Annotated in this window: 27 protein-coding genes; 4 read left to right on the top strand and 23 right to left on the bottom strand. The window is 70.2% G+C overall.

From position 1 onward, the window contains the following. Positions 1-142: 142 nt before the first annotated feature. From VKT83_03015 to erpA, 6 genes are all read right to left on the bottom strand, one after another. Complete coding sequence (locus tag VKT83_03015; protein ID HLY21418.1) at positions 143-988, bottom strand: SRPBCC family protein; 846 nt, start codon at positions 986-988, stop codon at positions 143-145. Between the two features lie 23 nt (positions 989-1,011). Further along, positions 1,012-2,013: a methionine synthase gene (locus tag VKT83_03010; protein ID HLY21417.1), complete on the bottom strand. Its 1,002-nt coding sequence runs from the start codon at positions 2,011-2,013 to the stop codon at positions 1,012-1,014. Continuing rightward, entirely contained in the window at positions 2,010-2,984 is a 975-nt protein-coding gene (locus VKT83_03005; GenBank protein HLY21416.1) for a methylcobamide--CoM methyltransferase, read from the bottom strand. Before VKT83_03005 ends, VKT83_03010 begins: the two co-directional genes overlap by 4 nt. Before the next feature lie 49 nt (positions 2,985-3,033). Next, on the bottom strand, positions 3,034-4,173 hold the full coding sequence (locus VKT83_03000) for an acyl-CoA dehydrogenase family protein (protein HLY21415.1): 1,140 nt from the start codon (positions 4,171-4,173) through the stop codon (positions 3,034-3,036). An 88-nt stretch (positions 4,174-4,261) separates the two neighbouring features. After that, a complete protein-coding gene (locus VKT83_02995) occupies positions 4,262-4,486 on the bottom strand; it encodes a NifU family protein (protein HLY21414.1) in 225 nt (74 codons plus the stop codon). 35 nt (positions 4,487-4,521) lie between these two features. Next, positions 4,522-4,899: an iron-sulfur cluster insertion protein ErpA gene (erpA, locus tag VKT83_02990; protein HLY21413.1), complete on the bottom strand. Its 378-nt coding sequence runs from the start codon at positions 4,897-4,899 to the stop codon at positions 4,522-4,524. 172 nt (positions 4,900-5,071) lie between these two features. Between erpA and VKT83_02985 the strand changes: the two genes are divergently transcribed. Genes VKT83_02985 through dxs form a run of 3 tightly spaced genes read left to right on the top strand, consistent with a single transcriptional unit; the run spans position 5,072 to position 7,733 of the window. Next, a complete protein-coding gene (locus VKT83_02985) occupies positions 5,072-5,536 on the top strand; it encodes a secondary thiamine-phosphate synthase enzyme YjbQ (GenBank protein HLY21412.1) in 465 nt (154 codons plus the stop codon). A gap of 18 nt (positions 5,537-5,554) precedes the next feature. Next, the gene (locus VKT83_02980) at positions 5,555-5,827 is read left to right on the top strand and encodes a DUF3303 family protein (GenBank protein HLY21411.1); all 273 of its coding nucleotides are present in this window, start codon (positions 5,555-5,557) and stop codon (positions 5,825-5,827) included. A 4-nt stretch (positions 5,828-5,831) separates the two neighbouring features. Further along, entirely contained in the window at positions 5,832-7,733 is a 1,902-nt protein-coding gene (gene dxs, locus VKT83_02975; protein ID HLY21410.1) for a 1-deoxy-D-xylulose-5-phosphate synthase, read from the top strand. A gap of 29 nt (positions 7,734-7,762) precedes the next feature. Here dxs and moeB read toward each other — a convergent pair whose 3' ends face one another. Further along, positions 7,763-8,923: a molybdopterin-synthase adenylyltransferase MoeB gene (gene moeB / locus VKT83_02970; GenBank protein HLY21409.1), complete on the bottom strand. Its 1,161-nt coding sequence runs from the start codon at positions 8,921-8,923 to the stop codon at positions 7,763-7,765. A 268-nt stretch (positions 8,924-9,191) separates the two neighbouring features. On the opposite strand from moeB, the gene VKT83_02965 reads away from it, so the two are divergent. Then, complete coding sequence (locus VKT83_02965; GenBank protein HLY21408.1) at positions 9,192-10,211, top strand: NAD(P)/FAD-dependent oxidoreductase; 1,020 nt, start codon at positions 9,192-9,194, stop codon at positions 10,209-10,211. Here VKT83_02965 and lipA read toward each other — a convergent pair. From lipA to sufD, 16 genes are all read right to left on the bottom strand, one after another. Further along, positions 10,201-11,067 carry a lipoyl synthase gene (gene lipA / locus VKT83_02960; GenBank protein ID HLY21407.1) on the bottom strand — a complete coding sequence of 289 codons (867 nt, stop codon included), beginning with the start codon at positions 11,065-11,067 and terminating at the stop codon, positions 10,201-10,203. The two genes, VKT83_02965 and lipA, sit on opposite strands and share 11 nt — an antisense overlap. A 1-nt stretch (position 11,068) precedes the next feature. Then, entirely contained in the window at positions 11,069-12,487 is a 1,419-nt protein-coding gene (locus VKT83_02955; GenBank protein ID HLY21406.1) for a dihydrolipoamide acetyltransferase family protein, read from the bottom strand. 22 nt (positions 12,488-12,509) lie between these two features. Further along, positions 12,510-13,493: an alpha-ketoacid dehydrogenase subunit beta gene (locus VKT83_02950; protein HLY21405.1), complete on the bottom strand. Its 984-nt coding sequence runs from the start codon at positions 13,491-13,493 to the stop codon at positions 12,510-12,512. A 3-nt stretch (positions 13,494-13,496) separates the two neighbouring features. Further along, on the bottom strand, positions 13,497-14,546 hold the full coding sequence (locus tag VKT83_02945; GenBank protein HLY21404.1) for a thiamine pyrophosphate-dependent dehydrogenase E1 component subunit alpha: 1,050 nt from the start codon (positions 14,544-14,546) through the stop codon (positions 13,497-13,499). Between the two features lie 80 nt (positions 14,547-14,626). Then, on the bottom strand, positions 14,627-16,015 hold the full coding sequence (lpdA, locus tag VKT83_02940; protein HLY21403.1) for a dihydrolipoyl dehydrogenase: 1,389 nt from the start codon (positions 16,013-16,015) through the stop codon (positions 14,627-14,629). Between the two features lie 14 nt (positions 16,016-16,029). After that, positions 16,030-16,443 carry a DUF2203 domain-containing protein gene (locus tag VKT83_02935; GenBank protein HLY21402.1) on the bottom strand — a complete coding sequence of 138 codons (414 nt, stop codon included), beginning with the start codon at positions 16,441-16,443 and terminating at the stop codon, positions 16,030-16,032. Positions 16,444-16,450: 7 nt separating this feature from the next. Then, entirely contained in the window at positions 16,451-17,098 is a 648-nt protein-coding gene (def, locus tag VKT83_02930) for a peptide deformylase (GenBank protein HLY21401.1), read from the bottom strand. A 183-nt stretch (positions 17,099-17,281) separates the two neighbouring features. After that, positions 17,282-18,877, bottom strand: coding sequence for a molybdopterin-dependent oxidoreductase (locus tag VKT83_02925; GenBank protein ID HLY21400.1), 1,596 nt, complete (start codon positions 18,875-18,877; stop codon positions 17,282-17,284). Between the two features lie 150 nt (positions 18,878-19,027). Then, on the bottom strand, positions 19,028-19,693 hold the full coding sequence (locus tag VKT83_02920) for an NADH-quinone oxidoreductase subunit C (GenBank protein HLY21399.1): 666 nt from the start codon (positions 19,691-19,693) through the stop codon (positions 19,028-19,030). Continuing rightward, positions 19,690-20,322, bottom strand: coding sequence for an NADH-quinone oxidoreductase subunit I (locus tag VKT83_02915; protein ID HLY21398.1), 633 nt, complete (start codon positions 20,320-20,322; stop codon positions 19,690-19,692). The genes VKT83_02920 and VKT83_02915 overlap by 4 nt, the downstream gene beginning before the upstream one ends. A 15-nt stretch (positions 20,323-20,337) precedes the next feature. Continuing rightward, entirely contained in the window at positions 20,338-21,441 is a 1,104-nt protein-coding gene (locus tag VKT83_02910; protein ID HLY21397.1) for an NADH-quinone oxidoreductase subunit D, read from the bottom strand. 3 nt (positions 21,442-21,444) lie between these two features. Continuing rightward, entirely contained in the window at positions 21,445-21,981 is a 537-nt protein-coding gene (locus tag VKT83_02905; protein ID HLY21396.1) for an NADH-quinone oxidoreductase subunit B family protein, read from the bottom strand. A 99-nt stretch (positions 21,982-22,080) separates the two neighbouring features. Then, a complete protein-coding gene (locus VKT83_02900; GenBank protein ID HLY21395.1) occupies positions 22,081-22,530 on the bottom strand; it encodes an SUF system NifU family Fe-S cluster assembly protein in 450 nt (149 codons plus the stop codon). Beyond that, entirely contained in the window at positions 22,517-23,746 is a 1,230-nt protein-coding gene (locus VKT83_02895) for a SufS family cysteine desulfurase (protein ID HLY21394.1), read from the bottom strand. Before VKT83_02895 ends, VKT83_02900 begins: the two co-directional genes overlap by 14 nt. 25 nt (positions 23,747-23,771) lie before the next feature. After that, positions 23,772-24,143 (bottom strand): non-heme iron oxygenase ferredoxin subunit, encoded by a 372-nt coding sequence (locus VKT83_02890; GenBank protein HLY21393.1) that lies wholly within the window; start codon positions 24,141-24,143, stop codon positions 23,772-23,774. Then, positions 24,140-25,489 (bottom strand): Fe-S cluster assembly protein SufD, encoded by a 1,350-nt coding sequence (gene sufD / locus VKT83_02885; protein ID HLY21392.1) that lies wholly within the window; start codon positions 25,487-25,489, stop codon positions 24,140-24,142. Before sufD ends, VKT83_02890 begins: the two co-directional genes overlap by 4 nt. Positions 25,490-25,579 lie beyond the last annotated feature (90 nt).

Genomic DNA, 25,579 nt, shown 5'->3' with positions numbered 1-25,579 from the left:
AACCACGGGAACGGCGGCCGGAGTTGCTGCGCGTCGGGGCGCACCGACCGGACCGGTGAGAAGAATTCTCAGCCTAAGACCAGGATAGTGGCGGGACGAAGGGGTTGTCAATGCCCACGGACTTGCGGTGCTGGGGGTCTCGCTAGGGACTTTCGGCCGGTCCGGCTCCCGGCGCTCCACCCGCCGGGCCGCCTCCGGAAGCACCCCGCCCGCGGCGGCGGCGCCTGCGCCTCCGCCGGCGTCCCTGTCCCCCGGGCGCGGCGTCCGCCGCACCGGCCGGGCCGGACGTCGCGGCCTCGGCTTCGGGAATGCCCGCGTCGGGCGCCTGCTGCGGTGATTCGGCAGGTTGCGGCGGTCCGGAACGCTGGGGACGAGGTCTACGCGGCGGGAACGGACGCGGCCGCCGCCGGGGTGCCGGGGGGGCCGCGGCACCGGGTTCGGGCGCGCGCTCGCGATCCGGTTCGGCCGGCTCACCGGCCGGGAGACTGTCGTCGACCGCGACGTCGCCGGCCTCGGACTCCGCGGCCTCTTTGGCGGAGGGCCGCGGGGGCCGCCGTGACGGCGCGCGCCGCTCCGCGGCGAGCCGGAGGCGGTCCAGCATGCGCTCGACGTACTGGGTGAGGAAATGCTTCGCCGCTTCGTCCGACACCATCGGGATGCCCGGATCCGCCTCGACGCGGCAGGCCAGCAGCGTGCCCTCGTCGTCGGAATCGATCCTGAAGCGCAGCGAAAACCCGCGGAGCGTGCCGCGCACCTGCGTGATGTCCACGCTCTGCGGCGGGCGCGACGCGGCCCGGATCACCGCCTCGACCGGCAGGCCGGCGAAGTACCCCCGCAGCGTGACGAGCGGGTCGCCGCCTCGGCGATCGTCGAGATCGGCGGCGAGCCACAGCGGCGCCCCGTACCGCGGCAGGTGTTCCGGGTGCGCGACAAACGCGAACACGTGCTCCCGGGAGGCACGCAGGGTCCGGTGCGCCTCGACGACGATGACGAGCGGCGGGGCCGGCGGCGTTATGCGGTGAGCTCCTTCCGGACGCGCCGCGTCCCTTCGACCATCGAAGCGAGCTTGGCCATGGTTTCGTCGATCGTGCGCGTCTTGAGGCCGCAGTCGGGCGACACCTGGATCTGCTTCGCCGGGATCACGTCGAGCGTCCGGCGGATGCCGTCGACGACCTCCTCCGGCGTCTCCGCGCGATGGCTGTGCGCGTCCAGCACGCCGAGGCCGATGTCCTTCGTGAACCGCGGCGAGCGAAACGTCTCGAGCAGCGCGAAATCGTCGTTCTTGAGCGCGAGGTCGATCTGGTTGACCGCGAGGCGCAGCATCGCCGGATAGATCTTCGGCACGTCGCCGTAGCAGACGTGGGTGATCGTGTAGGAGCGAAGTCCCTTCGTCACCACGTCCATTGCCTCGACCGCGAGGTCGAAGTCTTCGTCGGGACGGGTGTGGATCGCCGGCTCGTCGATCTGGATGTAGCGCGCGCCGGCGCGCTCCAGGTCGACCGCCTCGTCGTGAACGGCGCGGGCCAGCTCCATCACGAGCTCGCGCCGCGACGGATAGTATTCGTTGAACGACCACTCCGCGATCGTGTACGGGCCGGTCAGCATGCCCTTCACGGGCCTCGGCGTGAGGCCCTGCGCGAACTTGTACCAATCCACCGTGAGCGGGCCGCGGCGGCCCACCGGCCGGACGACCACGGGCTTCGGGTAGTAGCGGTTGCCGTACGAACGCACGAGCCCGGCGATCTCGAAGCCGTCCATCTGATCGGCGAAGAACGCGACCATGTCGCCGCGGTACATCTCGCCGTCGACGAGGATGTCGATGTCGAGCTCCTCCTGCCGCCGGATCCATTCCTCCGTGGCGCGGCGCTCGAGAGCCGCGAGCTCGGCGGCGGGCATCTGCTTGCGCGCCACTTTGCGGCGCGCCTCCAGCAGATACGGCGGCTTCGGGAAACTGCCGACGGTCGTCGTGGGCAAGAGCGTGGCGACGGCCGTGGGCGCGGCGGGCGGGGTCATGCGGCACCTCCGTTGGCGAGGCGCACGCCGGAGACCAGCGCCTCGAGTTTGCGGCGGGCCACCCGGCGCGGGAGAAACTCCAGCCCGGCGCTCGGCCCGATCTGCAGCGTGTCCGCCGGGGCGATCTCGGCGGCCTTCCGGGACTGCGCGGCGACCTCGTCCGGCGACTCGAGCCGGGTGTTGCGGGCGTCGAGGACGCCGGCGCCGAGGGCCTTCGTGAACCGCGCCCGGCGCAGAATCTCCCAGTTGCGCGGCCCGGCGACGAAGTCGACCCCGAGCACGTCGACCGGCAGGTCCAGGATCGCCGGATACAGCCCGTCGAGATGGCCGAAGTACGTGTAGAGGGCGCGGGTCGCGGTGATCCCGTCCCAGAGCGCCTCCGACGCGCGCTTGAACAGCGGGAACTGGTCCCGCCGGGTCAACAGGCCCGGCTCGTCCACCTGGATCACGGCCGCGCCCGCCGCGGTGAGCGCGCGCAGCTCCTTGTTGAGCGACGCGGCGAGCGCCATCACGAACTGGTCGAGCGTGCCGTAGAACTCGTCCTTGCTGAGCACCGCGAGCGTGAACGGGCCGGTCACCACCGGCTTCACCGGCCGCGTGCTGTGCGACGCGGCGAACTGATAATCGGCCACGGTGATCGGGCCGCGCCAGGAGACTTCGGCGGCCGCGACCGGCTGGCGGTAGTACACGTTCGTATCGAAGTACCGCTGGAGGCCGTTGATCGTAAACCCGGCGAGGCCGCGGGCGAAATACGTGAACCCGTCGTCCCAGCGAATCTGCCCGTCGGTGAGTAAATCTACGCCGGCGTCGGCCTGCTCGTGCAGGACCTCGGCCGTCACCTCGTCCTCGACCCGGTGGAGATCTTCGCGCGTGATCTCGCCGCGCTGAAGCTTCTCGACGCTCGAGCGCCAGCGGCCCGGCGCGGGCGGATCGGGAATCTTGGGATAACTGCCGATGACCGTGGTCTTCACGCCGTGCACCCCCACCCTGTAATGCGCCCGGACGGCAGCGTGCGCGCCCTCATGCGAGCGTCTCCCGCGCGATGATCATCCGCTGCACCTCGGACGTGCCCTCGCCGATCTCGCACAGTTTCACGTCCCGGTAGATCCGCTCCACCGGATAGTCTTTGATGAAGCCGTACCCGCCGTGGATCTGCACCGCGCGGTTGGCGGCCCGCGACGCCGCCTCCGACGCGTACAGCTTGGCCATCGACGCCGCGAGCTTGTAGGGTTCGCCGCGGCCGGCGCGGGACGCCGCGTCCATCACCAGCAGCTCGGCCGCGTCCAGCTCGGCCGCCATGTCGGCGATCATCCACTGAATCGCCTGAAACTCCCCGATCGGCCGCCCGAACGCCCGCCGCCCGCGCGCGTATTCGATCGACGCGTCGAGCGCCGCCCGTCCCAACCCGAGCGCGAGCGCCCCGATGCCGATCCGGCCGCCCTCGAGGATCTGCATCGCCTGATCGTAACCTGCGCCGGGCGTCCCGATCAGCTGCGTTTCCGGCACGGCACATTCTTCGAAGACGACCTCGGCCGTATCGCTCGAGCGCATGCCGAGTTTGTCCTCGTGCTTGCCGGCGCGGAGCCCCGGCATCCCCTGCTCCACGATGAACGCGGAAATCCCGCGCCGCCCGGCGGCGGGATCTGTCCGCGCCATCACGACGTAGACGCCGGCGATGCTGCCCTGCGTGACGAAGGCCTTCGTCCCGTCGAGGATCCACCGGTCGCCCCGCCGCTCCGCGCGGGTCGCAAGCGCCGCGGCATCGCTTCCGGACGCCGGCTCCGTCAGGCACCATGCGCCGAGGGATGCGCCCGAGGCCAGCCGCGGAAGATACGCCCGCCGCTGCGCCGGCGACCCGAAGCGGGCGATATGCCCGGTGCACAGGGAGTTGTGCGCGGCCACGCTGAGCGCGATGCCGCCGTCCCCCCAGGCGAGCGCCTCGATCGCCAGCGCCGCCCCGACCGCGTCGATGCCAGCGCCGCCGTCGTCCGGGGGCACCGTCATACCCCACAGGCCGAGCGAGGCAATCTTCGGGACGAGCGCGGCCGGAAACGCGTTCTCCGCGTCCCAGCGCCGTGCATGGGGCCGCAGCTCCCGTGAGGCGAACTCACGGACGGTCCGGTGAATCAGCCGCTGTTCCTCGGTGTACTCGAACCGCACGCGCCGCTCCGTCCGCCGTCCAACGCAAACCAAAAGCCTCCCGTGCCTTCCACGAGAGGCTCAGGGCTCCTCTCCCCCTTGCGGGGACCTACAGCGGGACCGCTTCGACCGCCTTGATCTCCGGCACCCGCTCCTTGAGCATCCGCTCGACGCCGGCCTGCAGCGTCATCATCGAGTACATGCACCCGACGCACGAGCCGGCGAGGCGGATCTGCACCACGCCGTTCACGATATCGACGAGTTCGAGGTCGCCGCCGTCCGCCTGCACGTGCGGCCGGATCTGATCGAGCACTTCCTGCACGCGCGCGCTCAACTCGAGGTCGGCCGCGGGGCTCGTGACCTGGTCCATTAGGCTTTCGCCTCCGTCTCCTGGCCGCACTCCTGGGGCGCGCCGGCCTCTTCCCGAGTGTGGAACGAATGGCCGCAGCCGCACGTCGACACGGCGTTGGGGTTGCGGATCGCGAAGCCCTGCGCCGTCACGGACGTCACGTAGTCGATCTCGGCGCCCTCGAGCAGGCGCGAGCTCGCCTTGTCGACGAGGACCCGCACCCCGCCGCGCTCGAGGACCTGATCCTCTGCGTCCTGCGACTCGTCGAACGTCATGCCGTAGGAGTAGCCGTCGCATCCGCCCTGCGTGATGAAGACCCGCAGAGAGAGTTTCGGGTCGTTCTGCTCGGCCAGCAGCTCCTTGACCTTGGTCACGGCGCGGTCGGTCAGAGTAATCATGAAGGAACGTCCCTCCCGAGGTGGCGCGGCTTCCCGGCTCGCCGCGGATTGTGTAGCCACCCTATCCACATTATTCTACGGGCGGCCGGATTGGTTTGTCAAACAACACCGGGAATGATACACTCGGCTCGCGTTGCACACCGGGCCGCCGGGCGGCCTTCGGAGGTAGCGGGTGGACATTTCGAGCGCCACGCGTACCCTCGCACCGCTCAAAATCGTAACGAGCACCGTGACGGTGCCCACCGGCGCCCGCGTCGAGATCCACGATCTCACGGACCGGGTGGCGTCGCTCCCGGGTTTGGACGAGGTCGCGCAGGGGATGGTCCTCCTGCACAGTCTCCACACCACGACCGCCCTGTTCGTGAACGAGGCCGAGGACGCGCTGCTGGACGACCTGCGGGGGCTCCTGCGGCGCCTGGTGCCGGAAGACGCCGCCTACCGCCACAACGACCCGAACGTCTCCGACTGCAACCGCGCCAATGCCTGGAGCCACCTCGCCGCCGTGCTCCTCAACCGCACGGTCCAGATCCCGATCGAGCAGGGACGGCTCGTCCTCGGCACGTGGCAGCGCCTCCTCTTCTGCGAGTTGGACGGCCCGCAGACGCGGCGCATCCACGTTCAGGTGATGGGCGCCTAGAGGCCCGGGCGACGCGCCGTGCTGTTCATGGTGGTCGAACGCTTCAAAGGACGCGATCCAAAAGCGATTTACCGCCGGCTGCGCGACGGGGGCCGCGGGATGCCGGACGGCCTCACATACGCCGGCAGCTGGATCGAAGCGAACTTCGACCGGTGCTGGCAGCTCATGGAATGCGACGACGCGCGCCTTCTTCAAGAATGGGTCGCCGGCTGGAGCGACCTGATCGAATTCGAAATCGTGCCGGTGGTGCCGTCGACCGACGTGCGCGCGATGATGGAACCGCGGCTCTGAGCGCATGAGCGTGCTCGACGGCGTTCGCGGACCTCGTGACCTCCGCCGGCTCACCGCGGCGCAGACCGCGCAGCTCGCGCAGGAGATCCGCGCGTTCCTGGTCGAGACGATCTCGCGGACCGGCGGCCACCTCGGTCCCAACCTCGGCGTCGTCGAGCTGACCATCGCGATCCACCGCGTCTTCGACTCGCCGCGCGACCGGATTCTGTTCGACACCGGCCACCAGTCGTACGTGCACAAGCTCCTCACCGGCCGGCAGAGCGGCTTCGAACGCCTGCGGCAGCGGGACGGCCTGTCGGGCTACCCGTCGCGGGCCGAGTCCGACCACGATGTGATCGAAAACTCCCACGCGTCGACCGCCCTGTCCTATGCCGACGGGCTCGCGAAGGCCTACGCGCTGCGGGGCGACCGGGGCCGGCGGATCGTCGCAGTCGTCGGCGACGGCGCGCTCACCGGCGGCATGGCGTGGGAGGCCCTGAACAACCTCGCCGGCGGGCAGCGGCGCGTCATCATCGTGGTCAACGACAACGGACGCTCCTACTCGACGACGGTCGGCGGCCTCGCGCAGCACCTGAACGACCTGCGCACGAACCCGCGATACGAGCAGACGCTGACCGCGGCGAAAGCCGCGCTCGACCAGACGCCGATCGTGGGCCGCGCGATGTACCGCACCATGATGGCGGTGAAGAAGGGCCTCAAGGAGGCCCTCGTGCCGCAGATGCTCTTCGAGGATCTGGGCCTGAAGTACATCGGCCCGGTCGACGGCCACGACGTCGGCGCGGTGGAGCGCGCGCTGCGGCAGGCCGCGCGCGTCGAGCGGCCGGTCATCGTGCACTGCCTGACCCGCAAGGGCTTCGGCTATCCGCCCGCGGAGACCGACCACGTGGACAACCTCCACGGACCCGGTCCGTTCGACTCCGCGACGGGGCGGCCGGTCGCGGCACCGGCGACGACCTGGACGTCCGTCTTTCGGGACGAACTGGTCGCCATCGGCCGGGAGCGGCCGGAGGTCGTCGCGGTGACGGCCGCCATGCTGCACTCGACGGGCCTCGACGCCTTCGCGCAGGCGTATCCCGGCCGGGTCTTCGACGTGGGCATCGCCGAGCAGCACGCCGTCACGTCCGCGGCCGGACTCGCGATGGGCGGGATGCATCCGGTCGTGGCTCTCTACGCGACGTTCCTGAATCGGGCGCTCGATCAGCTGCTCCTCGACGTCGCGCTCCACGGCTGTGCCGTCACGTTCGTCCTGGACCGCGCCGGCGTGACGGGCGACGACGGCCCGAGCCACAACGGCGTCTGGGATCTTTCATTCCTTCAGGCAGTGCCCGGCCTGCGCGTCGCCGCCCCGCGTGACGGCGCGAGACTGCGCGAGTTGCTGCGTGAGGCGATCGAAGTCAAGGACGGCCCCACGGTCGTCCGTTTCCCGAAGGGCGCGGTTCCCGCCGACCTCGCGGCGGTAGATCGCACCGGCTCAATCGACGTGCTGTATCGTGCGGGGGATCGGGACGTACTCATCGTCGCCGTCGGGGCGATGGCCGGCGCGGCGGTCGCGGCGGCCCAGCAGCTGTCGGCGCATGGGCTCGGCGCCACCGTCGTCGACCCACGATGGGTCAAACCGGTACCGGCTGAAATTGCCGCGCTCGCCGGGAACTACCGGCTCGTCGTCACGGTGGAGGACAACGTTCGCGCCGGCGGCGCGGGCTCCGCGGTGGCCCAGGCGCTTCGGGACGCCGGCGTCGACACGCCGCTGCGCGATCTCGGCATCCCGCCGCGCTTCCTCCAACACGGCAAGCGCCAGGAGATCCTTGCGGAGGCGGGGCTGACGCCGGAGGGCATCGCCGGCGCGGTCACGGCCGTGCTCTCGCCGGGGCCCGGGCAGCGGGCGGCTTTACCGCTCCGCGCGTAACAGCCTGTAACGCTACCGCAGCCCTGCCTTCATTGCTCGGTCGGCAGCTGCGCGTTGACCCAGGCGAGGATCCCGCCCTTCAGGTTCACCGCTTTCTCGTACCCGCGCTCCCGCAGCAGGCCCACGGCCTTGCCGCTCCGGCCGCCCGAGCGGCAGTAGATGATCGCCGGCGTCGCGGGATCGATCTCCGCAAGCCGCTCCGGCACCTGGCCGAGCGGGATCAGATGGCCCCCGTGAATGTGCGCGTCCTCGTACTCCCACGGCTCGCGCACGTCGATCAGCTGGACGCCGCCGCGCTCGAGCCGCGCCTTCGCCTCGACCGGCGTGATCTCGGGAATCGGCCGGGCCGCGGCGCGATCGTGCGCCGGCATGCCGCAGAACTGCTCGTAGTCGATGAGCGCGGTGATCGTCGGCGCGTCGCCGCAGACCGGGCACTCGGGATTCCGGCTCCAGCGGACCACCCGCGTTTCGCCCTCGAGCGCGTCGAAGATCAGCAGCCGGTTGGCGAGCGTCTCCCCGACGCCGAGGAGCAGTTTGAGGACCTCGAGCGCCTGGCGCGAGCCGATGTGGCCGCACAGCGCGCCGAGGATGCCCCCTTCCGCGCAGCTCGGCACCATCCCGGGCGGCGGCGGAGTCGGGAACAGGCAGCGGTAGCATCCCTGCCCCGGCACGAACGTGGTGGCCTGGCCTTCCCACTTCAGAATGCTCGCGTCCACGAGCGGCTTGCCGAGCAGCACGCAGGCGTCGTTGACGAGGTAGCGCGTCGGGAAGTTGTCGCTCCCGTTGACGACGACGTCGTACTCGCGCACGATGTCGAGCGCGTTGGCGCTCGTGAGCAGCGTCTGGTACGGCACGACGTTGACGTCGGGGTTGACGCCGGCGAGCGTATGCCGGGCCGATTCGGTCTTCGCCTGGCCGAGCGCCGGGGTGGGATGCAGGATCTGCCGGTGCAGGTTGCTGAGGTCGACCCGGTCGCCGTCGACGATCCCGAGCGTGCCGACGCCGGCGGCGGCGAGGTAGAGCGCCACCGGCGAGCCGAGTCCGCCCGCGCCGATGATGAGCACCTTGGACCGCAGCAGCTTCGCCTGGCCCTCGAGCCCCATCTCCTCGAGAATGACCTGCCGGCCGTACCGCTCCATCTGCGTGTCGTTGAGGAGCGGGGCCTGCGCTTCCCTCACCTTGGTCGCCACGATGCGATCCCTCCACACTTCGGGTACATCCGCTTACGATACGATAGGCGCTCCCCCGGGGCCTGTCAAGAAACCCGGGGACGCCCCCGTTGCGTTCTCTAATGGAAGGAGAACGTGTCCGTAATGCCGCTTGTAGGGTAAACGCCGCGGTACCGCGGATACTTCCGGCCGAATCGGTTCATGACTCGATGCGGGTGCGGTCTTGAGCCGATTGCGCCGCTAAGTTCCGGTGCTATAATGGCGCGGTGGCGCAGGAGGTGCGCAGGGCATGAGTCCGGATACTGACCTTTTTGACGTAACGATCATCGGCGGCGGGCCGGTTGGGCTCTACGGAGCCTATTACTCCGGATTCCGGACCCTTCGCACGAAGATCGTCGAGAGCCTCGACGCGCTGGGCGGCCAGATCACCGCGCTGTACCCCGAGAAGCCGATCTACGACGTCGCCGGGTTCACCAAGATCATCGGACGCCAGCTCGTGGACAACCTGGTCGAGCAGGCGAGCCAGTACCATCCCACCGTGTGCACCGGCGAGACCGTAGAAAAGCTCGAGCGCGCGCCGGACGGGACGCTGCGCCTGACGACGAACCGGGCCAGCCACGCGAGCAAAGTGCTGGTCATCACCGCCGGCATCGGCGCCTTCCACCCGAAGACGTTCAAGAAGCCGGAGATCGACTCGTACGAGGGCCGGGGCCTCCACTATTTCGTGAAGAGCTTCCAGGACTTCGCCGGCAAGCGGGTCCTCATCGCCGGCGGCGGCGACTCCGCGGTCGACTGGGCCAACAATCTGGTCGGCATCGCGCGCTCGGTCACCCTCATCCACCGGCGCGACGGGTTCCGCGCGGCCGAAGATTCCGTGCAGAAGATGCTCCATTCCCCGGTGAACGTGAAGCTGTTCTACGAGCTGCGCCGGCTCGAGGGGAAAGACCGGCTGGAGCGCGCGGTCATCTTCCAGAACAAGACCAACACCGAGGAAGCGATCGACGTCGACGCGGTGATCGCCTCCCTCGGCTTTCTGAGCACGCTCGGCCCGATCGCGGACTGGGGCCTCGAGCTCGAGCACGACAGTATCCGCGTCAACACCCGGATGGAGACCAACCTCGCCGGCGTCTACGGCGCGGGCGACATCGTCGTGTATCCCGGCAAGGTGAAGCTCATCGCGACCGGCTTCGGCGAGGCGGCGACGGCGGTCAACAACGCCGCGCAGTACATCAACCCGAAGGCGAGCGTCTTCCCGGGCCACAGCAGCAGCCAGGACGTGCACAAGCAGAAGGCCCCGGCTACCGCGTAGCGGCGCCGGCGGCCTGCTCGTCCGCGTGGTAGCTGCTGCGCACGAGCGGCCCCGACTCGACGTGCCGGAAGCCCATCGCGAGCCCCTCCGCTTTGAGCGCGGCGAACTCGTCCGGATGGTAGTAGCGGACGATCGGGACGTAGTCCTTGCCGGGGCTGAGATACTGGCCGATCGTGAGGATGTCGCAGCCGGCGCCCCGTAGGTCCCGCATCGTCTGCACGACCTCGTCCGTCGATTCCCCCAAGCCCACCATCATGCCGCTCTTCGTGAGCCACCGCGTGCCCCGCGCCCGGGCCCGCGCCAGCAGGTCGAGCGAGCGCCGGTAGCGCCCGCCGCTGCGCACCGCGGGAAACAGCCGCGCCACGGTCTCGATGTTGTGGTTGAGGATGTCCGGCGCCGCCTCCAGCACGGTGTCGAGGGAGCGCGCGTCGCCCTTGAAGTCCGGAATGAGCACCTCGATCGAGCAGCGGGGGACCCGCTCGCGAACGCGGCGGATCGTCCGCGCGAACATCTCCGCCCCGCCGTCCCGCAGGTCGTCGCGGTCCACGGACGTGACGACGACGTGGCGAAGTCCCATCGCCGCGACGGCCGACGCGACCCGCTCCGGCTCCTCGACGTCGAGCTCGGTCGGCAGCCCGTGCGCGATCGCGCAGTAGGCGCAGTGGCGGGTGCAGACGTTGCCGAGAATCAGGAACGTCGCGGTGCGGCGCTCCCAGCAGTCCCCGATGTTCGGGCAGCGCGCTTCCTCGCAGACGGTGTGCAGCGCCTGCGTGCGCATGACGCCGACCAGGTCGCGGAAGTTGGGACCGGCCGGCAGTTTGACCTTCAGCCACTCGGGACGCCGCGCGACCGCCATCTCAGAACTCCGGGGAGTCGCCGGTGGGCGAGAACGACTCCAGTTGCCGTTTGATGTGGTTGAGGAACTGCATCGCCACCGCCCCGTCGAACGCGCGGTGATCGAAGCCCAGACCGAGGTGCATGATCTCCCGGATGGCGATGCCCTCACCGAGGACCACCGGCCGCCGCACCACCGCGTCCGTGGAGAGGATCGCCGCCTGCGGGTAGTTGATCACCGGCATCGAGAAGACCGACCCGAAGACGCCGGGGTTGGTGATCGTGAACGTCCCGCCCGAGACGTCGTCGAGCGTCAGCTTGCCGGCGCGGGCGCGCACCGACAGCCCCTCGAGGTCGCGTCCCAGACCGGCGACGCTCTTCTGATCGGCGTCTTTGATCACGGGGACGATCAGCCCGTCCGGAATCGCGACCCCGATGCCGATGTTGACGGCATGCCGGCAGAGCACGCCGTCCGGCGTGAACGACGCATTCACGACCGGGACGTCGCGGAGCGCCCGGCTGACGGCGCGGACGATGAAGGCCGTCAGCGTAATGTTGACGCCTTCGCGCAGGCGCCACACCGCCTTGTGCGTTTCGCGATGCCGGACGAGCGCGGTGACGTCGACTTCAACCACGCCGTACGCGTGCGGAATCTCGCGTTTGCTGCGCGCCATCCGCTCGGCGATCGTCTTGCGCAGCGCGGACAGCGGCCGCACCTCGTCCCCGGCCGCGCGCGCCGGCGCGGCGCCTCGCTCGGTCGCGGTACCGGGCGGCGCGGCCGCCGGCTTGAAGGCGGCCTGGGTCGCGGCCGCCGCGGCCGCGGTCTCAGCCGGGCCCGTCATCGGACCGCGGGCCGGCGCCGCGGACGGTCCGCCGGCGCCGCCGCGCGAGGCGAGGTAGCGCTGCACGTCGTCTTTCGTAATCCGGCCGTCCGTCCCGGTCCCGGGAATCTGCTCGAGGTCCTGCGTCGAGAGGCGGTGCTCCTCGGCAAGGCGCCGCACCAGCGGCGTCAGCCGGAGCGACTCGCGCCCCCGCGCCGCGGCGCCGGCCTGGGCGGAGACCGCCGGTCCGGCCTGGGCGGACGCCGGCGAAGCGCTCGACGGCATCGGAGCGGGCTGCGGCGCGGCGGGCCGTGGCCCAGCCTGTGGCTGCGGTGCCTGCGGGCGCGAGGCGGCGGGCTGGGCGCCCGCGCGCGCCGGCGCGCCGCTCTCGCGGATCGTCGCGATCACGGTGCCGGCGGTCACCGTCTGGCCTTCCTGTACGACGATCTGCTCAAGCACCCCCGCGTACGGGGAGGGCATCTCGACGTTGACCTTGTCGGTAATGACCTCGACGAGCGGCTCGTACTTGGCGACGGTGTCGCCGGTCTGCTTGAGCCACCGGCCGAGCGTTCCTTCGTGCACGCTCTCGCCCAACTGGGGCATCTTGATCTCGGTCGCCATGGCGATCGCCTGCCCGGGTGTGTCAGTACGCGACGACGTTGCGGGCGGCCGCCGCGATCTTCTCCGCGTCCAGCATGAACCAGTTCTCGAGCGGTGTCGAGAACGGCACGCCCGGCACGTCGGGCCCGCCGAGCCGCGTCGGCGGGGCGTCCAGGAAGCGGAACCCCTCTTCGGCGATCATCGCCGCGATCTCCGCGCCGAAACCCGCGAACCGGTTGTCCTCGTGCACGATGAGGGCGCGGTTCGTCCGCTCGACGGACGCCAGAATCGTCTCCGCGTCGAGCGGCTTGATCGTCCGAATGTCGACGACCTCGGCCTCCACGCCCTCACGGCTCAGCGTCTCCGCCGCGGCCAGCGTCTCGTGCAGCATCAGCCCGTACGCGAAGATGCTGAGATCCCGGCCCGGCCGGCGGACGACCGCCGGACCGATCGGCACGACGTGGTCGCCGTCGGGTACGTCGCCGCGGATCGACCGGTACAACTTCTTGTGCTCGAGGTAGATCACCGGATCGGGATCGCGGATCGCCGCCTTCAAGAGGCCCTTCGCGTCGGCCGGGGTGCCCGGCGCGACAATCTTGAGGCCCGGGATGTGCGCGTAAAACGCCTCGATCGACTGTGAATGGTAGAGGGCGCCGTGCACGCCGCCGCCCCAGGGCACGCGGATCGTCATCGGGCACTCGTAATCGTTGTTGGAACGGTACCGGAGGCGGGCCACCTCGCTCAGGATCTGGTCGAACGCGGGGTGGATGAAGTCCGCGAACTGGATCTCCGGCACGGGCAGCAGCCCGTTGACCGACATCCCGAGCGCCACCCCGACGATGGTCGACTCGGCGAGCGGCGTGTCGAGCACGCGGGCCTCGCCGAACGCCTCGTAGAGCCCCTCCGTGACGCCGAAGACGCCGCCCTTCCGGCCGACGTCCTCGCCGAGGACGACGATGCGCTCGTCGCGGGCCATTTCCTCGTGCAGTCCGTCGTGAATCGCGTCGAGATAGCGCTTCTCGGCCATGGCCTACGCGCGGAACCGCGGGTCGGGCGGCTCCGCGTACACGTGCCGCGTCGCCGTGGCGGGATCCGGCAGCGCCGCCTCCTCCGCCATTTCGGTCCCGAGGTCGATCTCGTGTTGAATGCGGGAGAGAATCTCCTTCTCGCGCACATCGGTGAGGACGCCCCAGCCGCGCAGCTCCTCGCTGAACACGTGGACGGGGTCCCGCGACCGGTCGCGCGCGAGCTCTTCGGCCGGCCGGTACTTCTCCTGCTGATCGTCGCTGCTGTGCGCGGTCAGCCGCGGCACCATGACCTCGAGCAGGGTCGGCCCCTCGCCGCGCCGCGCGCGCGCCGCCGCGTCGCGGGCCGCCGCGTAGGTGTGCAGCACGCGGCTGCCGTCCACGGTCACCCCGGCCATCCCGAAGCCGGCGGCGCGCATCGCCACGTTCGGCACCGCCATCTGCTTCGTGAGCGGGACCGAGATCGCGTAGCCGTTGTTCTCGACCATGAAGATCACGCCGAGGCGGTGGATCGCGGCGAAGTTGAGCGCCTCGGCAAAATCGCCTTCGCTCGTCGAGCCGTCGCCGAGCTCGGTGAGCGCGATCTCGCCCGTCTGCCGGACTTTCGCCGCGTAGGCGATGCCGGCCGCGTGGAGACACTGCGTCGCAACCGGACTGCTCGTCGACAGGATCTTGTAGTGCCGGTGCCCGTAGTGGCCCGGCATCTGCCGGCCGCCGCTGCTCGGGTCGGGCGCCTTTCCGAGCTGAATCAGGAAGATCTCCGCGGCGGGCATGCCCTTGGTCAGCACCGCGGCCACCGACCGGTAAAACGGCACCAGCCAGTCCTTCTCGCGGTTGAGGGCGTAGACGGCGCCGACCTGCGCGCCTTCGTGTCCCTGTCCGGAAATCACGAACGCGGCTTTCCCCGATCGCTGCAGGGCCCACATCCGGTCGTCCACGGCGCGGGCGAGGCGGAGATAGTAATACATGTCCAGAACGTCGGCTTCGCTGAGCCCAAGGCTCTTCGGCGTGACGTCCTGGCGGGGCTTGGCCGCCCTAGTGTCGGGGATGCTCATAAAGGGCTACTGATAGACTTTCCCCGCGTTTCGAGAGTGCTCCTCCAGTCGCCGCCGGCGCCCCGCCAAGTCCGCCGGCACTACCCGTGAATCGCGCGGCCGAGCGCGCCGAGCGCGGCCTCGTGTATCGCTTCCGACAGCGTCGGATGCGCGTGGACCGCCTGGCCGATTTCCAGAACGGTGGCCTCGAGGCTCTTGCCCAGCACCGCCTCCGGCAGCAGCTCGGTGACTTCCGGCCCGGCGAGGTGCACGCCCAGGATCTCGCCCAATTCGCGGTCCGCGACGATCTTGACGAGCCCTTCGCGGTGGTTGAGAATCGCCGCCCGCGCGTTGGCCATGAACTGGAAGCGGCCCACCGCGACGTCGCGGCCGGCCTCCTTCGCCTGCCGCTCGGTAAGGCCCACGCTCGCGACCTGCGGGATCGAGTAGGTGGCCCGCGGCATGAGCAGCGGATCGAGCGGCGCCGGGTCGTGCCCCGCGATCGCCTCCACGGCCACGATCGCTTCGGCGGATCCCACATGCGCGAGCAAGAGGCCGCCGATCATGTCGCCCGCCGCGTAGATCGTCTCGACCGACGTCCGCATTCGCGCGTCGACCGGCAGCGCGCCGCCTTCGACCGCGAGGCCCGCGGCGTCGAGCCCGAGCCCGTCCACGAGCGGCGCGCGGCCGACGGCGATCAGCGCGTAGTCGGCGGCGACCGTCTCCGCGTCGCCCGCCCGCAGCGCCACCTGCACGCCGTCCCCGTCCGACCGGACGCCCGTCACCGCGGTTCCCGTCTTGACCGTCACCCCTCGGCGCTGCAGCGCCTTCGTCAGCACCGCGGCCACCTCTTCGTCCTCGAGCGGCAGGCACGACGGCAGGTACTCGATCAGCGTCACCTTGGCCCCGAACGCCGCGAACACACTCGCGAACTCCGAGCCGACGGCGCCGGCGCCGATGATCGCGATCGATCCGGGCACCTCGGTCAGGCGGAGCGCGCCGGTGCTGTCGAGAACCCGTTCGTTGTCGATCGCGACGCCCGGCAGGCTGCGCGGCTTCGATCCGGTCGCGAGCAGGATCGCGCCGGCCCGCAGGTCCGTCGTCGTCCCGTCCGCCGCCGTCACGCGGAGGTTCGTCGCATCGAGCAGCCGCCCGTCTCCCGCGAACACGGTGATCCCGTTCTTGCGCATCAGATATTCGACGCCGCGAAAGTTCGTGGTGACGACGCGGTCGCGCCGGCGGTGCAGCGCCGCCATGTCCAGGCGCGGCGCTTCCACCGCGATGCCGAACTCGGATGCGCCGCGCATGTCCTCCAGCAGCTGCGCGGTGTGGAGCATGACCTTCGTCGGAATGCAGCCGACGTGGAGGCAGGTCCCGCCGACCTTGTCGCGCTCGACGAGCGCGGTGCGCAGGCCGAGCTGAGCGCCGCGAATGGCGCCGACGTACCCGGCCGGGCCGCCGCCGACGACAACGAGATCAAACGACTCCATGGGGACCCCCGTGCTCAGGATTGATCCGGCGGCAGCTCCGCGAGCGGCCGGCGCCCGGCGAAGCCTTCGCCCGTCCCGTGCCAGAACGCGATCTCCGGCTCGCCGAGCCGCCAGCACAGGAACACCGTCCGGCCCGCGCCGGCCCGCGCCGGAAAGTCGACCAGTCCCGCGTCCACGTCTCGGAGGATGCAGCCGATCTCCTCGACGTCCTGCGCGATCGCGGAGAGCCGCGCGACCAGCGCGTCCAAATGCTTCTGCTGCTCGCCGACGCTCGTGAGCACCGCCTCGCCCGCATCGAGGCGCTTCCACAACATCTCGATCTCAGTCTTTTTCAGCGTGGCCTCGTCGCGCGTGCGCCGCAGCGCGTCGAGCGTCTCGCGAAGCCGCGGCAGCAGCGCCTGCGCTTCCGGTACGGTGAAGTACCGCACCGCCGCGTCAGCTCCGCGTCGACCGGGTGCCGGCGCGCCGCCGCGAAGGCGCCGTCACCGTCAAGGCGCTTCCCTGCCACGGGTTCGCGGAACGGCGCCGCACGGGAGAACGCCGGCGCGGGCGGCCGGCTTTCGCGGCCTCCTGCCCGGTGGCCGCAGTCTTGACGCCGCGCCGCCGCTCGGCGGGACGCAGCGCGCGCCGCCGAACCGCGGACGCACGCACCCGGTCGAGGAACAGCACGCCGTTGAGGTGATCGATCTCGTGCTGCAAAATGCGTGCGAGATACCCGGTCGCGCGGAGGCCGACCCGCCGGCCCGTCACCAGCGTCCCGTCCACCGTGATGCGCCGGGCGCGGCGGACGGGCGCGACGACGCCCGGCACGCTGAGGCAGCCTTCGTCCGCGACGTCGGCGCCGGAGCGGCGGCGCAGCCGGGGATTCACCAGCGCGAGCAGCCCGCGCCCGGTGTCGGCCAGAATCACCCGCAGCGGCACGCCGATCTGTACCGCGGCGAGCCCGACGCCCTCCGCGTGCCGCATCGTCACCGCCATGTCGGCGACGAGCCGGCGGACCGCCGCGTCGACCTGCGGCACCGCGCGGCTCCGCCGGCGCAGCACCGCGCCCGCGGCGTCGGTGACCGTGACGATGCGCCGCACGCGCCCGCGGGGGCCGTGCGAGGTGATCTCTCCGTTCCGGTTGGAAGCGCGCGGCGCCGGCGGCGTCCGCGACGAGGCACTGACAGGTCTCGGCATAGGCGAGATACCTGTTTGGGAGCGGTCGAAACGTTCTCCTGTCGCCGGGACCTCTCCGTCCGGGCGCAGGCAGCCCCCCGGTCCGGACTAGGCTTTGACCTTCACCGTGTGATAGCCCTGGCCCCCGTCGGGAAGCGTCGGCTTGGGCTGGGCCGGCTGCATTTTGCCCGTCCCGTCGTAGGCGCGCACCTTGAGCGTGTACTCGCCGGGGGCCGGCGGCTTCCACTCAGCCGACCAAAACTGCCAGCAGTTCATGTTGAGCGGCTCCTTGACCGCGGCGGGGAGCCACGTCTTGCCGTCGTCGGGACTGAATTCCACCTTCGAGATGCCGCGGTTCCCCGCGTAGGCCCAGCCGCCGAGCGCCAGCATGCCCCCCTCGCGCTGCTCGACGAGGAACGCGCTGTTGACCTTGACGATCGCTTCCTTGCTCCAACCCTGCTGCTCCCAGTAGCCGGTGTAGTCGTGGTTCGCGACCTCGATGCCCGTCAGCCACTTGGGCTGCTTCATGCCGTAGCGGTTCAGGAGCAGCAGGCGCAGCGGGGCGCCGTGCTTCTGCGGAATGGGCTCCCCGTTCATCTCGTAGGCGAGCAGCGTCTCCGGATCGTCGGCGATCGAAAACGCGATCGACTCGGAGAAGCCGTCGGCGGCGCGCCAGATGACGGTCGTCGCGCCCGGCTTGACGCCGGCGTGCGCCAGCACGTCCTTGACGCGCACGGCTTTCCACTTCGCGTTGCCGATCAGGTCCCCGCCGACTTCGTTGCTGATGCACTCGAAGGTCTGGTACCGCTCGACGGCGGGGGCCAGGGCTTTGAGTTCGTCCAGCGACAGCTTCAGCGGCGTGTTGACGAGACCGGTCACCTCGAGCCGCCACTTGCCGACGTCGACGGTCGGGTCGAAGAAATTCTTGGACACCTGATAGAACGCGCCGGCCGGGGTCACCTCGGGCGGCATCCCTTTGACGAGCCGGAACGCGGCCGCGGCGGCCGCCGCGGCAAAGCCGGCCGCGGACGTCGCCCACAGCCCCAGCCGCGTCCCCACCGCCGCTCCCGCGACGGCGAGCGCGGACCGGCGCAGCAGGTGGCGGCGCCCGACCCGGCGGCCGAGCGCGACGTCGTCGTCGTGCGCGTCCGGCGTGGCCAGCGCGCGGGCTCGGCGCGATGCCGGCGCCGTGGAGCGGATACCAACCGCGGCGCCCGCCCGCCGGCGGGCCGGGACCCGGGCCAGCGACGCCAGTACGAGGGCGTACGCGATGCACGCCAGCGCCATGGGAATCGCCGGGTCGGTGACGACCGTCGTGAGCGGTGCCCCGAGCAGGCCGCCCTCGATCAGCGGAAGAAAGCCGAAGGTCAGGACGATCCATGCCGCGGCCGCGGTAACGATCGCCCCGCGCAGCGGCGACCAGCGGGCGCGGCCCGCGATCACGGCGTAGAGCACGCCGGCCAATCCGAATCCGATGATGATCGTCAGGATCGCCATCCCGAAGCCGAGGGGTTTGGCGAGATGCTGCAGCCGGTCGAGAATGAACCCGAACACCGGATACGGCAGGAGGCGGATCATCCGCTCGGCCAGCGCCTCCTGGAGGGTCGGCATGCTCGTGGCGTAGCGGTAGGCAAAGAGCACGGCCACGGCGAGCACACCGCCGGCCACCCCCGCCCAAAACCCGCGCGTCTTCGACACCGTCATGGGTCGATCACCCCGCGTTTCGCGGCGCCGGGGCCAGGGCACGTCGGCCGAAGCCCGCGGACCCCGCGCTTGTTAGCGCTATTCTACTGTGGATGATGTAAAGATACGATGTTAATCCCGCAAAGGTTGGGGCGGGACCGGGACGGGGACCTAGCTCCGGGAGCCGCGGCCTTCCCAGTCGTCCCCGGTCGCGGCCAGCTCCTGCTGGCGCTGGGTCGTGACGTCCACCAGCCACTGAGGGTCTTCGTAGACGTAGTCCTTCCGCAGCGGATGACCCTTCCAGTCGGCGCTCATCATGATGCGGCGCAGATCGGGATGCCCTTCGAAGACGATGCCAAAGAGGTCGTAGGCTTCGCGCTCGTGCCAGTCCGCGCCGGGCCACAACTCCACGACCGACGGCATGGCCGGGCGCTCTTTCGGGATGGGCGTCTTGAGCGTCACACCGTGCCGCCGGTTCACGGACGTCAGGTGATAGACCACCTCGAACCGGTCCGGCCAGTCGATCGCGGAGACGAACGACAGGTACGACATGTCGAATTCCGGGTTGTCGCGCAGCCAGCGGCAGACGTCGAGCAGCTGCTCCCGCGGCACGCGAAACGTCGCGGCGCGATAGCGGTAGATCTTCGATTCCTCGCGGCGGAGCGGACGCGGCGCGGGCTTGCCCTCGGCCTTGGCCTGGTCGGCCGCCGCCTGCCACTCCCGCTCTTTGGCCTTCCACTCTTCCTCGGCCTTGGTTTCCTCGGCGCGCTGCTCCGCCTGTAGATCCTGGATGTCCGGGAAGCGGGCCAGGATCTGCGCGATGCGCTCCGGCGTCACCGGCGCGCTCCCGCACTGCTCGACGATCCCGCGGCCGCGGCGCCGTCCCCGTGAGCGGGCGCGGCGTGCCCGCCCCGCTCACGCGGGACTAGCCCGCGGGATGCGCCGGCGTCGCCGGTCCCGTTCTTATGGCCGTTGTGGCGATGCGCGCCCCCGACAATGCCCGTGGCGATCGGCTCTTTCGGCGCGGCCCGGTGCAGCTCGTCGAGGTTGTAGAGGAGCGTGCTGCGGTCGAAGGTCGAGCTTTCGTAGTGCGGCACGAACACGATCGCCTCGGTGGGGCACACCTCGACGCAGAAGCCGCAGTACTGGCACTTGTCCATCTCGATGTCGAAGCGGCTCAGCACGCGCTCCTTGCCTTTGCCCTGCGCCTCGATATGGATGCAGCGCGACGGGCAGACGCGTTCGCACTGAAAGCAGATGATGCAGAGATCCTTGCCGGTCTCGGGGTCGATCGGAAGCGCCAGCAGGCCGTGGAAGCGGTTCGAGACCGGCAGCCGTTCGATCGGATACTTCACCGTCACCTTGGGGCGCAGCATCACCTGCCACGTGAGCCCGAGGCCCGTGGCGAGCGCCTTCACCGCGCCCGTGACCCGTCCGCCTACGTTCACCCGCCGGGCAACGCTCATCCGCCGCGCACGCTCCTATCGATCGACGTCCGAGAGCACGATGTCGATGCTACCGAGGATCGCGATCACGTCCGCGATCTTCCAGCCCCGCATCATCTCCGACAGCGCGTACAGGTTGCTGAAGGACGGCGCCCGGATCTTGACCCGGTACGGCATCTCGCCGCCGTCGCTCACCAGGTGAATGGCGAGGTCTCCGCGGGCCGATTCCGTGCGGGCGTAGACTTCCCCGCGCGGCGCCTTCATCGTCATCGGCACGCGCGACCGCACCTCGCCGCCGGGCAGCTCCTTGAGCGCCTGGCCCACGATGCGCGACGACTGCCGCATCTCTTCCAGGCGGACCTGGTACCGGGCGAAGCAGTCGCCCTCCGTGAAGACCGGCACGTCGAACGTCATCCGGTCGTAGACCTCGTACGGCTCGGCCTTCCGCACGTCCATGGCGATGCCGCTCGCGCGCCCGACGGGGCCGCTCGCCCCCATCGCGATCGCCTCGCGCCGGCCGATCACGCCGACGCCCTTCGTGCGCGCCAGGAAGATCGGGTTGGCGGTCAGGAGCTTGTCGTACTCCACGACACGGTCGTCGAAGTAGTCGAGGAACTTCTTCACCTCGTCGGTCCAGCCGGCCGGCGGATCGACGTAGACGCCGCCGATCCGGAAGTACGCGTGGTGGAGCCTGCCGCCCGTGACCTTTTCGAACAGATCGAGGATCATCTCCCGCTCGCGGAAGCACCACAGGAAGACCGTCGTCGCGCCGAGATCGATTCCCCAGGTTCCCAGCCAGACGAGGTGGCTGGCCAGACGCTGCAGTTCGTCGAAGATCACGCGCAGGTACTTCCCGCGCTCGGGCACCTCGATGCCCGCGAGCCGCTCGACGGCGAGGCAGTACACCTGCTCGTTCTGCATCGCGGTCAGGTAGTCCATGCCGCGGTCGGCCAGCGAGACGTTCTGAACGTAGAGCCGGTGCTCCATCATCTTCTCGACGGACGAGTGGAGGTAGCCGATGTCGGGCCTGACGTCCACGATGTTCTCGCCGTCGAGGGTCACGACGAGGCGCAGCACGCCGTGGGTGCTGGGGTGCTGCGGCCCCATGTTGAGCATCAGCTCTTCCGTGCGTAGCGCCATGGCTTACCGGGGCGCCCCGGAGCGCGCGGCGATCGCCGCGGCCGCCTGCCGGCGCAGGAACGGCTCCTTCTTGATCTGCTCCTGCAGCTTGAGGATGCCCTCGATCAGCGCCTCCGGCCGCGGCGGGCAGCCGGGGACGTAGACGTCGACCGGGACGACTTGATCGATGCCCTTGAGAATCGAGTAGTTGTCGTAATAGAAGGGGCCGCCGCACGTGGCGCACGAGCCCATCGAGATGACGTACCGCGGCTCCGGCATCTGCTCCCAGAGGCGCCGCACGATCGGCGCCATCTTGAGCGTCGCCCGCCCCGCCACGATCATCAGGTCCGCCTGGCGCGGGGTCGCCCGCGGGATCACGCCCATCCGGTCGAGGTCGAACCGGCTCGCAAAGGCGGCCATCATCTCGATCGCGCAGCACGCCAGCCCGAAGGTCAGCGGCCACAGGGACGCGGCGCGGCCCCAGTTGAGCGCGCCCTCCACCGTGGTCAGGATGAGCCCGCCGCCCGGCAGGCTGTCGAGGATCCCGACCGCCTCGGCCATCGGCGCGATCTGGCTGCGCTTGGGATCGGGCGCCGCCCCTTCCGGCCGCGGGCCTACGAATCCGATCGACATGCGGGCCTCCTATCTCACGGTCGAGCGCTACGTGCCCGCCGCACCGTGTCCCAGCTCCTCCAGCGCCATCTCGAGCGTGATCCAGGACAGCGTCGCGCACTTCACCCGGACGGGGAACTTCCGGACGCCGGACAGGGCGACCAGGTCGCCGAGGTCGTCCGCCGCGGGCTCCGTACCGGTGGGCGTGTGCATCATCGCCTTGAACGCGGCAATAAGACGATTCGCCTCCGCCACCGGCTTGCCCTTGAGCTGCTCGGTCATCATCGAGGCCGACGCCTGGCTGATCGAGCAGCCCTTACCCTCGAACCGGACGTCCTCGATCACACCGTCGCGGACGCGCAGCGAGACGCGGATCTCGTCTCCGCAGAGCGGATTGGCCCCCTCGCGGACCGCGTCGGCCGGGTCGGCCGTGCCGCGGTTGCGCGGGTGGCTGTAGTGGTCGAGAATGACGTCGCGGTACAGTTCATCCAGCGACACGGAACAATTCCCTCGTCTTCCACAGCGCGCGGCAGAGCGCGTCGATCTCCTCGCGGATCGTGTACACGTAGAAGCTCGCCCGCGCGGACGCGCCGATCCCGAGCTTGCGGTGCGCCGGCTTCGCGCAGTGGTGGCCCGCCCGGACGCAGATCCCTTCGCTGTCCAGCACCTGCGCGATGTCGTGCGGGTGGATCCCGTCCATCCAGAACGATACCACGCCGCCGCGCTGGTCGACGCCGGGACCGAGGATGTGCAGGCCCGGGATCTCGGAGAGCTGGGCCAGCGCGTAGTGCGTGATGGACCGCTCGTGCTCCTGGACCGCCGTCATGCCGAGGGCTTCCAAGTACTCCACGGCCACGCCGAGCGCGATCGTGTCGCCGACGTTCATCGTCCCGGCCTCGAACTTCCACGGCACGGCGTTCCACTCCGCGCGATCGAGCCAGACGTCGGAGATCATCTCGCCGCCGCCCTCGAACGGATCCATCTCTTCGAGCAGCGCCCGGCGGCCCCACAATCCGCCGGTCCCCATGGGCCCGAGCATCTTGTGCCCGGTAAAGCCGTAGAAGTCGACGCCGAGCGCCCGCACGTCGACGGGGCGGTGGGGGGTCGACTGGGCGCCGTCCACCACGACCACGGCGCCGCGCGCGTGGGCGGCCTTCGCGATGGCCTCGACCGGCACGACCGTGCCGAAGACGTTGCTGACGTGGGCGAGCGCGACGATCCGGGTGCGGTCGGTCAGCAGGCGGTCGAGGTCGTCGAGCACGAGGCGGCCGTGGTCGTCGAACGGGATGTGCCTGAGGCGCGCGCCGCGCTCGTTCACCAGCATCTGCCACGGGACGAGGTCGCTGTGGTGCTCGAGCTCGGTCGTGAGGATCTCGTCGCCGGGACCGACGTGCCGGCGCCCCCAGCCGTGGGCCACCAGGTTCAACGCCTCGGTGACGTTGCGGGTGAAGACGATCTCCGCGGGCTCGGCCGCGCCGATGAACCGGGCGACCTTGGCGCGCGCCGCCTCGTACTCCGCCGTCGCGCGCTCCGCGATCGCGTAGACGCCGCGGTGGATGTTGGCGTTGTACTCGCTGTAATACTTGACGATCGCGTCGATGACCTGACGGGGTTTCTGAGACGTCGCGGCGCTGTCGAGATAGACGAGCGGCTTCCCGTTCACCCGTTGATTCAAGATCGGGAAGTCCTCGCGGATCGTCGCCGGGATACCCATCACCGTGCCTCCGGGAAGGACAACTCTAGCGGCGATGCGGCAATTCCGCGGACCGCCGCGGCTCGGTCGCCACGAGCACGTCGTCCCCCTCCACCTTGACCGCGTAGGTCGCCACCGACCGGACCGCCGGCAGCGACAGCACGCGGCCGGTCTTCACGTTGAACCGGGCGCCGTGCCGGGCGCAGACCACCACGTCGCCCGTGAGGCCCCCCTCGCTGAGCGAGGCCTCCTCGTGCGAGCAGGTGTCGTCGATCGCGAAGAGCTCGCCGCCGACGTTGGCGACGGCGATGACGTGCCCGCCCGCCTCGACCCGCACGATCGACCCCGGCGGAATATCGGCGCGGCGCGCCACCCGGACGTACTCGCCCGCGGGCGCGTCGCGGCCTTCTGCGCTCATGCGTATCCCGCCATCTTCCGCTCGATCGCCCCGCTGAGCCATTCGCGGACCGCCTCGACCGGGATCCGGTCGAAGATCTCGCCGAAGAACCCGTCCACCATCATGCGCACCGCGATTTCGCGCCGCAGACCGCGGCTCATCAGGTAGAAGATCTGTTCGTCGTTGAGGCGGCTGGTACTCGCACCGTGCGTGCACCGCAGGTCATTGGCCAGGATCTCGAGCTTCGGCATGCTGTCCGCGCGCGCGCCCTCGGACAGGATGAGGTTGCGGTTCAGCTGGAACGCGTTGGTCTTCTGCGCGCCCTGGTCCGCCCGGATCAGCCCGGAGAAGATCGACCGCGCCTTGTCCTTCAGCGCGCCCTTATACAGCAGATCGCTCGTGGTGCTGGGCGCGGCGTGTTCTTGGAGGGTGTGGTAGTCGAAATGCTGCGCGCCGTCGCCGAACAGCACGCCGAGCATCTCGGAGGTGGCCCCTTCGCCGAGCAGGCGCGACTCGACGTTGGTCTTCACGAGCCCGGCGCCGAACCCGATCATGAGCGTGTTGACGGTCGCGTCGCGGCCGACGAACGCGCGGACGATGCCGACTTCCCAGAGGTTCCGGGCCCAGTCCTCGAGGTTCACGTAGCGGATCTGCGCGCCGGTCCCAGGCACGAGCTCGACGGCGTGGTCCGCGAACGTCCGCGCGGCGCCGTCGGTCGAGCCGAAGACCTCGACGAGGGTCACCCGGGCGCGGTCGCCCGTCACGACCAGTGTGCGCGGCAGAAAGGCCGTGCCCTCCTGGGTGAGCCACGTGCCGGTGACCAATTGCAGATCGACCTCGACGCCGGCCGGCACGTACAGAAACGTGCCGCCCTGCCACAGCGCGGCATTGAGCGCGCGGTACTTGTTCTCGCCGGCGCGGACGATGGACCCCAGGTGCGGGCGGACGAGATCCGGGTGAGACCGCACCGCCTCGTCGAGCGACGTAAACACGATTCCGGACTTGGTGAGCGCCGGAGCGAGGCGGGACTGCACCGCGGCGCCGTCCACGATCAGCCTGAGACCGGCGGCCGCGTCGGGATACCCCACGAGGGCCGCCAGACCGGCCGGCACCTTCGGCTTCCGCGAGGGCACCTCGACGGGCCGCAGCGACGCGAGGTCAAGCGATTTCAGGTCGGTCCGCCGCCACTCGTCGCCGGCGTCCGGCGGCAGCGGCAGCCGCACGAACTCGTCCCACGCCGCGAGGCGCTGGTCGCGCAGCCAGTCGGGTTCGCCGGCGGCCGCGCTGCGCCGGACCACGAGATCGCGGTCCAGTCCCCTCGTGGCCTCCTGGGCGCTCGTCACCGTAGATGGATTGCTGCTCACCATGTCCTCCGTTACGTTGCAGGAGGGCACGGCAAGCGCAGCCCGCCCTGCCCTCCTGGGATCACACCCGGCGCCCGATGAGCGGGCGCGGGG

It is taken from the genome of bacterium (assembly GCA_035308905.1).
Taxonomy (GTDB): Bacteria; Sysuimicrobiota; Sysuimicrobiia; order Sysuimicrobiales; family Segetimicrobiaceae; genus DASSJF01.
The sequence above is the reverse complement of the archived record's forward strand: the minus strand, read 5'-3'. Positions and strand labels throughout refer to the sequence as shown.

Excerpts from the sequence above, each read along its gene's own strand:
- VKT83_03010 (HLY21417.1), bottom strand. The coding sequence starts at position 2,013 with ATGACCCCGCCCGCCGCGCCCACGGCCGTCGCCACGCTCTTGCCCACG.
- erpA (HLY21413.1), bottom strand. The coding sequence starts at position 4,899 with ATGATTACTCTGACCGACCGCGCCGTGACCAAGGTCAAGGAGCTGCTG.
- dxs (HLY21410.1), top strand. The coding sequence starts at position 5,832 with ATGAGCGTGCTCGACGGCGTTCGCGGACCTCGTGACCTCCGCCGGCTC.
- VKT83_02965 (HLY21408.1), top strand. The coding sequence starts at position 9,192 with ATGAGTCCGGATACTGACCTTTTTGACGTAACGATCATCGGCGGCGGG.
- lipA (HLY21407.1), bottom strand. The coding sequence starts at position 11,067 with ATGGCGGTCGCGCGGCGTCCCGAGTGGCTGAAGGTCAAACTGCCGGCC.
- VKT83_02955 (HLY21406.1), bottom strand. The coding sequence starts at position 12,487 with ATGGCGACCGAGATCAAGATGCCCCAGTTGGGCGAGAGCGTGCACGAA.
- VKT83_02950 (HLY21405.1), bottom strand. The coding sequence starts at position 13,493 with ATGGCCGAGAAGCGCTATCTCGACGCGATTCACGACGGACTGCACGAG.
- VKT83_02945 (HLY21404.1), bottom strand. The coding sequence starts at position 14,546 with ATGAGCATCCCCGACACTAGGGCGGCCAAGCCCCGCCAGGACGTCACG.
- lpdA (HLY21403.1), bottom strand. The coding sequence starts at position 16,015 with ATGGAGTCGTTTGATCTCGTTGTCGTCGGCGGCGGCCCGGCCGGGTAC.
- VKT83_02925 (HLY21400.1), bottom strand. The coding sequence starts at position 18,877 with ATGACGGTGTCGAAGACGCGCGGGTTTTGGGCGGGGGTGGCCGGCGGT.
- VKT83_02915 (HLY21398.1), bottom strand. The coding sequence starts at position 20,322 with ATGAGCGTTGCCCGGCGGGTGAACGTAGGCGGACGGGTCACGGGCGCG.
- VKT83_02910 (HLY21397.1), bottom strand. The coding sequence starts at position 21,441 with ATGGCGCTACGCACGGAAGAGCTGATGCTCAACATGGGGCCGCAGCAC.
- VKT83_02905 (HLY21396.1), bottom strand. The coding sequence starts at position 21,981 with ATGGCCGAGGCGGTCGGGATCCTCGACAGCCTGCCGGGCGGCGGGCTC.
- VKT83_02895 (HLY21394.1), bottom strand. The coding sequence starts at position 23,746 with ATGGGTATCCCGGCGACGATCCGCGAGGACTTCCCGATCTTGAATCAA.
- VKT83_02890 (HLY21393.1), bottom strand. The coding sequence starts at position 24,143 with ATGAGCGCAGAAGGCCGCGACGCGCCCGCGGGCGAGTACGTCCGGGTG.
- sufD (HLY21392.1), bottom strand. The coding sequence starts at position 25,489 with ATGGTGAGCAGCAATCCATCTACGGTGACGAGCGCCCAGGAGGCCACG.